Annotated in this window: 10 protein-coding genes and 1 tRNA gene; 6 read left to right on the top strand and 5 right to left on the bottom strand. The window is 60.0% G+C overall.

All coding sequences use genetic code 11. The annotated features are described in order from the left end of the window. Positions 1-126: 126 nt before the first annotated feature. The 3 genes from htpX to AC0IW7_RS24655 form a co-directional block, all read right to left on the bottom strand. Complete coding sequence (htpX, locus tag AC0IW7_RS24665) at positions 127-999, bottom strand: protease HtpX (RefSeq protein ID WP_471821471.1); 873 nt, start codon at positions 997-999, stop codon at positions 127-129. An 89-nt stretch (positions 1,000-1,088) separates the two neighbouring features. Beyond that, positions 1,089-1,541, bottom strand: a complete 453-nt coding sequence (locus AC0IW7_RS24660; RefSeq protein ID WP_471821469.1) for a hypothetical protein — start codon at positions 1,539-1,541, stop codon at positions 1,089-1,091. 6 nt (positions 1,542-1,547) lie between these two features. Further along, entirely contained in the window at positions 1,548-2,759 is a 1,212-nt protein-coding gene (locus AC0IW7_RS24655) for a pyridoxal phosphate-dependent aminotransferase (protein ID WP_122497941.1), read from the bottom strand. A 183-nt stretch (positions 2,760-2,942) separates the two neighbouring features. Between AC0IW7_RS24655 and msrB the strand changes: the two genes are divergently transcribed. The 3 genes from msrB (at position 2,943) to AC0IW7_RS24640 (ending at position 4,495) form a co-directional block, all read left to right on the top strand. Continuing rightward, positions 2,943-3,335, top strand: a complete 393-nt coding sequence (msrB, locus tag AC0IW7_RS24650; RefSeq protein ID WP_471821467.1) for a peptide-methionine (R)-S-oxide reductase MsrB — start codon at positions 2,943-2,945, stop codon at positions 3,333-3,335. A gap of 172 nt (positions 3,336-3,507) precedes the next feature. Further along, positions 3,508-3,993, top strand: a complete 486-nt coding sequence (locus AC0IW7_RS24645) for a glutathione peroxidase (protein ID WP_122497943.1) — start codon at positions 3,508-3,510, stop codon at positions 3,991-3,993. A gap of 10 nt (positions 3,994-4,003) precedes the next feature. After that, positions 4,004-4,495 (top strand): MarR family winged helix-turn-helix transcriptional regulator, encoded by a 492-nt coding sequence (locus AC0IW7_RS24640; RefSeq protein ID WP_471821465.1) that lies wholly within the window; start codon positions 4,004-4,006, stop codon positions 4,493-4,495. Here the strand turns inward: AC0IW7_RS24640 and AC0IW7_RS24635 are convergent. Next, positions 4,479-6,845: a hybrid sensor histidine kinase/response regulator gene (locus AC0IW7_RS24635; RefSeq protein WP_471821463.1), complete on the bottom strand. Its 2,367-nt coding sequence runs from the start codon at positions 6,843-6,845 to the stop codon at positions 4,479-4,481. The two genes, AC0IW7_RS24640 and AC0IW7_RS24635, sit on opposite strands and share 17 nt — an antisense overlap. 65 nt (positions 6,846-6,910) lie before the next feature. Between AC0IW7_RS24635 and AC0IW7_RS24630 the strand changes: the two genes are divergently transcribed. After that, positions 6,911-7,801, top strand: coding sequence for an ATP-binding protein (locus AC0IW7_RS24630; protein ID WP_122497949.1), 891 nt, complete (start codon positions 6,911-6,913; stop codon positions 7,799-7,801). Further along, a complete protein-coding gene (locus tag AC0IW7_RS24625; protein ID WP_463382457.1) occupies positions 7,798-8,280 on the top strand; it encodes a GAF domain-containing protein in 483 nt (160 codons plus the stop codon). Before AC0IW7_RS24630 ends, AC0IW7_RS24625 begins: the two co-directional genes overlap by 4 nt. 189 nt (positions 8,281-8,469) lie before the next feature. On the opposite strand, the gene AC0IW7_RS24620 is transcribed toward AC0IW7_RS24625, so the two are convergent. Continuing rightward, positions 8,470-9,237 (bottom strand): hypothetical protein, encoded by a 768-nt coding sequence (locus AC0IW7_RS24620; protein WP_471821460.1) that lies wholly within the window; start codon positions 9,235-9,237, stop codon positions 8,470-8,472. Between the two features lie 223 nt (positions 9,238-9,460). Here AC0IW7_RS24620 and AC0IW7_RS24615 point away from each other — a divergent pair. After that, positions 9,461-9,536, top strand: a tRNA-Glu gene (locus AC0IW7_RS24615).

Raw genomic sequence — 9,536 nt, 5'->3', positions numbered from 1 at the left:
CTGCGCCTTTTCCCCGAATCCATTGAGCCCTCCTGAAAATAAATCAGAAGGTGTAAACCTTATTCAGGACGGGACACGGAGATAAAAAAGGGCGGCTTATAGCCGCCCTTTTTTGCGCCGTGGCGATTAACCGCGAGCTTGCAAGGCCGCGATGCGATCTTCCAGCGGCGGGTGGGTCATGAACAGGGCCTTGAGGCCGCCTTTCACGCCACCGTTGATACCGAACGCGGTCAGGGTCTCAGACATGTGCACCGGCACGCCCTGTTCGGAGCGCAAACGCTGCAAGGCGCCGATCATCGCGCTGGTGCCGGCCAGGCGAGCACCGGCTTCGTCGGCGCGAAATTCCCGGTGCCGCGAGAACCACATAACGATCACGCTGGCCAAAATGCCCAAGACCATTTCGGCGAAGAACGTGGCGATGTAAAAACCGATGCCGTTGCCTTCTTCGTTTTTGAGCAGAACCTTGTCGACGAAGTTGCCGAAGATTCGCGCGAAGAACATAACGAAGGTGTTCACCACGCCCTGGATCAGCGCCAGGGTCACCATGTCGCCGTTGGCAACGTGGCCAATTTCGTGGGCCAGTACGGCTTTCACTTCATCTGGCGAGAACCGCTCGAGCAAACCCTGGCTAACAGCGACCAACGCATCGTTGCGGTTCCAGCCGGTGGCAAAGGCGTTGGATTCGTAGGCCGGGAAGATGCCCACTTCTGGCATTTTGATACCGGCGTTGCGCGACAGCTCTTCCACGGTTTGCAGCAGCCACTGTTCGTGACGGGTGCGCGGTTGGCTGATGATTTGAGTGCCGGTGCTCATCTTCGCCATCCATTTGGACAGGAACAACGAGACCAGAGAACCGGCGAAACCGAACACGGCGCAGAAGACCAGCAAGCTGGTGTAATTCTGGCCAGTGAAGCGGTCCACCCCGAGCAGTTTGAGGGTGATGCTGGCGATTAACAGAACCGCCAGGTTGGTGGCCATGAACAACAGAATGCGCATCATGGTGTAAGGCTTCTCCTTTGAGCTAAGACGTTCGACTAGTGCGGGGTATATAAGGGCGGCCCCCCGCGCTATACAACTCGTCGACTATTTCAAACTGTGTCGTTTGCGCCGGTCAGCGTGCTGGTAAACAGCAGGCGGGTGAGGCGTGCGATGCGCTCGCTGTGCTGCTGTTGCAACGCCTCTCGCAACTGATGGGCGAGCGTGGAATGCACACGGCGAACACTGGGCGGCAAAGCGTCACCATCGGCCACGGCATGGGGAACGCCGCGTGACAGTCGCAGGAAGCCTTTTTCGCTCAGCACCGCCTGGTCGAGCGCGTCGTAATGAATGGTTGATTCATAACGCAGATAGCCTTCATCAGCCAGCCACAGCATAGCGCCGAGGCAGGCTTGATGACGCTTGCTCGGCAGGCCGAATTCGTCCGGCTCTTCTCGTCCGATCAGGTCTTCGACGTACAGGCCCACCTTGCGCGGGAAGGCCTGGTACAGCAGCAGGAGGCCTGCTGCGGCATCTTTATAAAAGTCGTCGATTTGCAGGTCCATGGCGGCTTATTGGCTGTAGGTTTTGAGGAAGTTTCCAATGCGCCCGATGGCCTGGTCGAGGTCGTCAAGACGGGGCAGGGTGACCACCCGGAAGTGGTCTGGCCATGGCCAGTTAAAAGCGGTGCCTTGAACCACCAGCAGCTTTTCCGAGAGCAACAGATCGAGCACGAATTTCTCGTCGTTGTGGATCGGGCAAACTTTCGGGTCGATTTTCGGGAAGGCATACAGCGCGCCCATCGGCTTCACGCAGCTGACGCCGGGAATGCTGTTGAGCAGTTCCCAAGTGCGATTGCGTTGCTCCAACAGCCGACCTTGCGGCAACACCAAGTCATTAATGCTTTGGTAGCCGCCCAGCGCGGTTTGAATCGCGTGTTGGCTCGGCACGTTGGCGCACAGGCGCATGTTGGCGAGGATGTCGATGCCTTCGATGTAACTTTGGGCCTTTTGCTTCGGCCCGGAGATGGCCACCCAGCCGGAGCGGAAACCGGCCACGCGGTACGACTTCGACAGGCCATTAAAGGTCAGGCACAGCACGTCCGGCGCGAGCGAGGCGGTGGAGATGTGCACGGCCTCGTCGTAGAGAATCTTGTCGTAAATCTCATCCGAGAACAGCACCAGGTTGTGCTGGCGAGCCAGCTCGACCATGCCTTCGAGCACTTCTTTGGAGTACACAGCGCCGGTGGGGTTGTTCGGGTTGATGATCACCATGGCCTTGGTGTTCGGCGTGATCTTGGCCTTGATGTCGTCCAGGTCTGGCCACCAGTTGGCCTGCTCGTCGCACAGGTAGTGCACCGGGTTGCCACCGGCCAGGCTCACAGCGGCCGTCCACAGCGGGTAATCGGGCGCGGGAATCAGTACTTCATCGCCGTTGTTGAGCAAGGCTTGCATCGACATCACGATCAGCTCGGACACGCCATTGCCCAGGTAGATGTCTTCGATGCCGACACCTTCAACTTGCTTCTGCTGGTAGTACTGCATCACCGCTTTGCGGGCGCTGAACAGGCCTTTGGAGTCGCTGTAGCCTTGGGCGGTGGGCAGGTTGCGGATGACGTCCTGAAGAATTTCTTCCGGGGCTTCAAAACCGAACGGCGCCGGGTTGCCGATGTTCAGCTTGAGGATGCGATGGCCTTCCTCTTCCAGGCGTTTGGCGTGCTTGAGCACGGGCCCGCGAATGTCGTAGCAGACGTTGGCGAGCTTGTTCGATTTGCTGACCTGCATGTGAGCGTCCTGAGTAAAGCGCTGACCCGAGACTGGGCAACGTGGCTTGGCAGCCTGTAACGCGGATGACAGACTGGCGTCTAAACACCTGTCTGCCGGACCTTGAAGTGCGGCAATCATACGTGTGGCCCGAACCTGGGAAAAGGTACAGGCCGGGCTTTTTTCAGCCAATGAGGTGACCCCATGGACAAGCTTGAAAAACCGCTGGACGCCTGGCGCGAGGAGCTCTCGGACGAGCAGTTCCACGTTTGCCGCATGGGCGGTACCGAGCGTGCCTTCACCGGCAAATACCACGACGATAAAACCCCCGGCGTCTATCACTGCGCGTGCTGCGGCGCCGCGTTGTTTGACTCTGAAGCGAAGTTCGATTCCGGCACCGGCTGGCCGAGCTATTACCAGCCGGCATCGAATTCGGCGATCGCCAGCAAGGATGACTTCAGCCACGGCATGCACCGTATTGAAGTGACCTGCGCCAAGTGCGATGCGCACCTGGGCCACCTGTTTCCGGACGGTCCGCCACCGACTGGGATGCGCTATTGCATCAACTCGGCGTCGTTGAAGTTGGAGCCGAGGTAGGGCGCTGAGTTGTAGGAGCGGCTGAGCGGCATTCCGATTGGCCTCGATGCTGCGAAGAGCATCGCGGCTAAAGCCGCTCCTACAGGGCCGAGTTGTGGTTATTTAAATTGCACACAATTCAATTGTTAACTATCTTGTCGCCCGACCATCCCTATTTGCGGAGCCCGCACCCATGAGCGACACCTTGTTCAGCATTCCCGCCACCACCATCAAAGGTGAGCAGAAAACCCTGGCCGACTTCGGCGGCAAGGCTGTTTTGGTGGTGAACACCGCCAGCAAATGCGGCTTCACTCCGCAATACAAAGGTCTGGAAGAGCTCTGGCAGACCTATAAGGACCAAGGCCTGGTGATTCTCGGTTTCCCCTGCAACCAGTTCGGCAAGCAAGAGCCGGGCAACGAAGGCGCCATCTCGGAGTTTTGCGAGCTGAACTTCGGCGTGAGCTTTCCCCTGTTCAAGAAAATCGACGTCAATGGCGCCGACGCCCATCCGTTGTTCGTGCAGTTGAAAAAGCGCGCACCCGGTCTGCTCGGCAGCCAGGGCGTTAAGTGGAATTTCACCAAGTTTCTGATTGGCAAAGACGGCCAAGTGGTGAAGCGTTTTGCTCCGCTGACCAAGCCCGAAGAGCTGACCAGCGAGATCGAAGCGTTGCTCAAGTGAGCGTGGGGCGATGAGTCAACACGATGTTTTGCCTGCGGCGGCGCAACTCGACGCCGCCACCGCGCTGCAGCTCGACAAGCAGCTGTGCTTCAAGCTGTACGCCGCCTCGCGCGCGGTGATCCGCGGTTATAAGCCAATGCTTGACCAGCTCGGGCTCACCTACCCGCAATACCTGGCCATGCTGGTGTTGTGGGAATGGCAGCACACCCCGCCTGAGCAGCCGACGGTGAAGGCACTCGGCGAGCGGCTGTTGCTGGATTCCGGCACCCTCACGCCGTTACTCAAGCGCCTGGAGCAGTTGGGCTTGGTGGTCCGGCAGCGCAGCGCTCGGGACGAACGCGAAGTGCATTTAGCCCTCACGGCTGAAGGCCTGGCGTTGAAGGCACAAGTGCTGCCGCTCAAGCAGCGACTGTTGTGCGAAAGCGGCCTTGATCTAAACGAACTCGATGGCCTGCGCGAGCAGCTTGGCGGTTTGCTGGATCGCTTTATAACAGCGCCGTAGCGGGCAGCCATTGGTTCAGTAGCGCGAGCAATTCGTCGCGGCGGAACGGCTTGGCCAGGTAGTCGTTCATGCCGGCCGCTCGGCACCGCTCGCGTTCGTCGGGCAGGGCGTTGGCGGTGAGGGCGATAATCGGCAGATCGCTCCAGCGCGGCTGCTGGCGGATGCGCCGAGTCGCTTCATAGCCGTCCATCACCGGCATGTTGCAGTCCATCAGCACCAGGTCGATGGCCTCGCGTTCCAACACTTCAAGCGCCTCCACACCATTGATAGCCAGCAGCACCTCGCAGCCGGCTTTGCTCAGCATGCCTTTGGCCACCAGCTGATTGACGGCGTTGTCTTCCACCAGCAGCACGCGTTTTTGCTCCAAGGGCATCGGCGCGTTCGCAGGCGCTGGCGTTGAGACGGGCTCGCCGCCCGGTTCAAGAGAACGCTGTAACGCTTTGTGCAGGGCAGCGCGCGACAGCGGGCGCGGCAACTGCAGCACCGGCGCCAAAGTGCTGGCCAGGTCGCTGGGCAAAAAACTGCCGTAGGCGCTGATAAACAGCACCGTGTGGGCGAAATGCGCGCGCAGGTTGGCCAGTTCCTCTGCGCGGTCGGTAATCACCAAATCGGCACTTTGCAACGGCTGCGCCAGGCAGTCATCAAGGCGCTGATACGCCAGCCCCCAACCCGGCAGAACCGTCTGCAGCAGCTCCGCCAAGCCCGTCTGCGCGCCGCACAGCCCCACCACCCGACCGCTCAGCGCTGGCAGCAAGGCCGGTGGTGCGGCGGCGGCCAACGGCAGCTCAACGCAGAACTCGCTGCCCGCGCCCAGCACCGATTTCAGCGTCAGCTTGCCGTGCATGGCCTCGCACAACTGACGGGTGAGTGCCAGGCCCAGGCCGGTGCCGCCGTATTGCCGGGTAATGGTTACGCCGGCCTGGGCGAAGGGTTGGAAAATGCGCGCTTGCGCTTCTTGCGCGATACCGATGCCGCTGTCGGTCACGGTGATGCGGATGCCGGGGTCGGTGAAGGCGATGCGGATGTCGACGCGGCCGTTATGGGTGAACTTCAAGGCGTTGGAAAGCAGGTTGCTGACAATTTGCCGAACCCGCGTAGGGTCGCCGAGCAGCAGGGCGGGAAGGCGCGGGTCGATCAGGCAGGTCAGCTCAACATTGGCGGCGGCGTTCTGCGAAAGCAGGTTGGCGGTGTCTTCCACCAGCGTGGCGAAATCGAACGGAATCGACTCCAGCTCCAATTGGCCCGCTTCGAATTTGGACAAATCGAGAATGTCGTTAAGCAACTCCACCAGCACCTTGCCGGAGTTGTGGGCGATGCTCAGTTGTTGCCGTTGTTCGGCGCTCAACGGGCTGTCCAGCGCCAAACCGAGCATGCCCAGCAGGCCATTGAGCGGCGTGCGGATTTCGTGACTCATGTTGGCCAGAAACGTGGCACGGGCCAGGGCCATCTGGTTAGCGCGGGCACGGGCACTCTCCAGTTCCTGATTGGAAAGGGTCAGGCGGGTATTGCTGGCTTTGAGTTCGTTGGTGCGTGCCGAGATGATGTTCTCCAGCTCGCCCAGGTACTGCGTGAGCTGGTCTTCGGCTTTGCGCCGGTGCTCGACTTCCTCGGACAAACTCGACAGTTGCTGGTTGGTCACGTCGACCAAAATGCCGATCTCATCGTTTTCATGGCCAGACGGGCAGGGCAGCTTCTGCCGGGTCGGCCGGCGCAGGTCGCGGGCGCTGATGGCTTGAATCACGTCGGTGAGCGGCTTGGTCAGCATGAAATAAAACACCACCAGCAAAATCATCGACAGCAGCAGGCTATAGGCGAAGCCGCTCAGCAGCGTGACCAGCGCGCGTCGTAGAAAATTGCTGCCAAAGGCGAAGGTGTCGACTTCCAGACGCAGCAGGCCGATGGTTTCGGTGGGCGAATGGTTAACGAACAGCGGGTCTTCGAAATGACGGCTCTGGCCGAACAGCCGGTCGCTGAACATCCGATAGGGGCTGTTGATGCGCGAGCGGGTGGCGCTGGCCAGGCTGGTGCCGGTGTCGTCGATGATTTGCGCGCTGATCACCGCGGGTGAGCGCAGCAGGCCGGCGACCAGTTCCTGCGCCAGTTCGGTGTCGATGTTGTAGGCGATGCGCGTCGCCGGGTTATGGCTGATCTCCAACAGCGCGCGTATCTCTCGGTTGATCGAGGCGTCTTCGCTGGCATAATCGCTGCTCACCTGCAGCAGGCTGAGCAAGGTGCCGAGGATCAACGCCACGAGAACCGTCAGGCTGGCCTGTTTGAACGACAGGCGATGGGTGAGCGTTATATCCATAAGGTCGTGAACCAGCCTCGTCTCTGAGCATTGGGCAAGCATAGCTGAATAGATTTGCTGCTTGCCCGGCCCACATTGAGTTTCCCTTCGCAAAAAAGGAGTAAATCGTGGACTCCCGTTTGAATGCCTTTCTGGAGCGTGCCGACGCGGTGTTGGCGCGCCTCGACCCGTTGTTGCCGACCTTGCGAGTTGAGGTGGACTGGTCGCAGACCGTCGCCGCGCGCTGGCATCGCGAAGGCCGTGGCGGCTATTTGCAACCGCTGGAAGTCAGCCTCGACTTGCGCCTGACCGACCTGATCGGCGTCGACACCCAGCGCGATCACTTAGCCCGCAACACCCGCCAATTCGTCGCCGGCTTGCCCGCTAACCACGCCTTGCTGTGGGGCGCGCGGGGCACCGGTAAATCGTCGCTGGTGCGGGCGCTGTTGGCCGAGCTGGCGGGGCAAGGGCTGCGCTTGATCGAGATCGAGCGTGACTACCTGGCCGACCTGCCGCGCATTGTCGAGCTGATCGCCAAGCTGCCGCAGCGCTTCGTGTTGTTCTGCGACGACCTGTCGTTCGAAGCGGGCGAGGGCGACTACCGCGTACTCAAGAGCGTGCTCGACGGCTCGCTGGAGCGGGCGCCAGAAAACGTGCTGCTGTACGCCACCTCGAACCGCCGGCACTTGGTGCCGGAGAAAGAGAGCGACAACCTCGACAGCAAAATGGTCAACGGCGAACTGCACCCGAGCGAGGCGATTGAAGACAAAATCGCCCTGTCCGATCGCTTCGGCTTATGGCTGTCGTTCTACCCGTTCACTCAGGAACATTTTCACGACGTGGTGCGCCACTGGATCGGTGTGTTGGCCAAGCAGGCCAACCTCGACTGGGCGTGGAGCGAAGAGCTCGGCGTGCTCGCTGCGCGCTACGCCACCAGCCGTGGCAACCGTAACGGCCGTTGTGCCTATCAGTTCGCCCGCAATTGGGTTGGGCTGCAATTATTGGAGAAACAGTCGTGATTGATTTACAAAGCACCGGCGCAGGCCTGGAAGGCTACGGCCTGTTGGCGGCGCAGCTAGAAGCGCTGCTGGCGGATGAGCGCGACTTCGTCGCCAATGCCGCGCAATTTTCCGCGTTTCTTTATACCCAGCTGGACGACCTCAACTGGGCCGGCTTCTACCTGAATAAACAGGAGCAACTGGTGCTTGGGCCATTCCAGGGTCAGGTCGCTTGCGTGCGCATTCCCTTCGGCAAAGGCGTGTGCGGTGCAGCGGCGGCTAGTCTGCAAACCCAGCGGGTAGAAGATGTGCATGAATTCCCTGGACATATCGCCTGTGACAGTGCGTCGAACAGTGAGCTGGTGGTGCCGTTGGTCAAGGAAGGGCGCCTGATCGGCGTGTTGGACTTGGACAGCCCGAAACTGGCGCGCTTCAGTGAGGCGGATCAGCGTGGGATTGAAGCGTTGGCGGCGATATTTCTGCGGTTGACTGAGTGCTGATGGCACACGCCTATCCAGGGAGAGCGGCCGGGCGGCATTCCGATTCGGTGCAATGGTTTCAACAGCATCGCGGCTGAAGCCGCTCCCACAGGGAGTTTGGTAGGTTGGGTTAAGCGAAGCGCAGCCCAACGGCTACTGCCAACAAAAAGCCCGGCATCGAGCCGGGCTTTTTGTTGGCGCTGAGAACACTCAGTCGTACATGTTCTTTTTCTTCCAGTCTTCGTCGCCCATCGAGCTGATGCCTTCATTGAGCTCGTTGGTTTCGTCGGTTGCCGGCTTGTTGCTTTCGAGCACCATGGCATTGGCCCGTGCCAGTTGTTTTTCCAGTGTGCTGAGCGGTGCTTGATAACGCTTGGCGTCGGGTTGTTTGCGGATGTACTGCACGCCGCGTTCGAAGGCCAGTCGCGCATGGCCGGGTTGCCCTTGCTGCATCGCGGTCTGACCGGCGGTGGTAAACAGCTCGATATGCACCTGCACCAGAATGTGCCGCACCTCTTCCAGCCAGGTTTTCGCTTCGGCCGTTGGCAGCAGTTTGTCCTGCGCCGCGCGGGTGATCTGGCCGTGCAGAATTTCCAGGATCACGCGTACGTCTTTGGCTTTGGCTTCGTTGACGATCGGCTGCGGTGGGTTACGCACCACCAGCGCATCGCCCTGGCCGATCAGACCACGCAGCTCTTCCACGCGGTCTTTGACGGCGGCTTGGCTCTTGTCGACGGCCAGCAGGCGTTCGGCAAATTGCAGCATTAGCCGGTTAAGCATCTGTTTGAGGGCAGGGGACATGAACTGGCCGGGAAGGGAGTCGGAAACGTCTGCACAACGGCGCAGACGATCGCCCAAGTCGGCCTTCTGACGGGCCTTCTCCAGTTTGCTGTTCTCTACCGTATGGTTGATGTAACCGATCACGAACAGAATCGCGATGCCCGCTACGATCAGTAGAGTGATTACGAGTGGGGACACCTTTACAACCTCTCGACTACTGGAGTTTCGGGCGAGTGTAGTGCCTATGTGCTATTGCGGATAGACACCGACCAGCTTCTACACAGAAGTCATTGATTTAAATTAATTTTCACTCAAGTGTTGACGACCCTCAAAAGGCTCCCTAGAATTCGCGCCACTTCGCAGCGTAAGGCAATACGCAAGCGCAGCGAAGGTTGGAAAATGTGCGTCATGCACAACCTGTGTCCCCTTCGTCTAGTGGCCTAGGACACCGCCCTTTCACGGCGGTAACAGGGGTTCGAGTCCCCTAGGGGACGCCA

The organism is Pseudomonas sp. AC229, from assembly GCF_979254655.1.
The sequence above is the reverse complement of the archived record's forward strand: the minus strand, read 5'-3'. Positions and strand labels throughout refer to the sequence as shown.

Excerpts from the sequence above, each read along its gene's own strand:
- htpX (WP_471821471.1), bottom strand. The coding sequence starts at position 999 with ATGATGCGCATTCTGTTGTTCATGGCCACCAACCTGGCGGTTCTGTTA.
- AC0IW7_RS24660 (WP_471821469.1), bottom strand. The coding sequence starts at position 1,541 with ATGGACCTGCAAATCGACGACTTTTATAAAGATGCCGCAGCAGGCCTC.
- AC0IW7_RS24655 (WP_122497941.1), bottom strand. The coding sequence starts at position 2,759 with ATGCAGGTCAGCAAATCGAACAAGCTCGCCAACGTCTGCTACGACATT.
- msrB (WP_471821467.1), top strand. The coding sequence starts at position 2,943 with ATGGACAAGCTTGAAAAACCGCTGGACGCCTGGCGCGAGGAGCTCTCG.
- AC0IW7_RS24645 (WP_122497943.1), top strand. The coding sequence starts at position 3,508 with ATGAGCGACACCTTGTTCAGCATTCCCGCCACCACCATCAAAGGTGAG.
- AC0IW7_RS24640 (WP_471821465.1), top strand. The coding sequence starts at position 4,004 with ATGAGTCAACACGATGTTTTGCCTGCGGCGGCGCAACTCGACGCCGCC.
- AC0IW7_RS24635 (WP_471821463.1), bottom strand. The coding sequence starts at position 6,845 with ATGCTTGCCCAATGCTCAGAGACGAGGCTGGTTCACGACCTTATGGAT.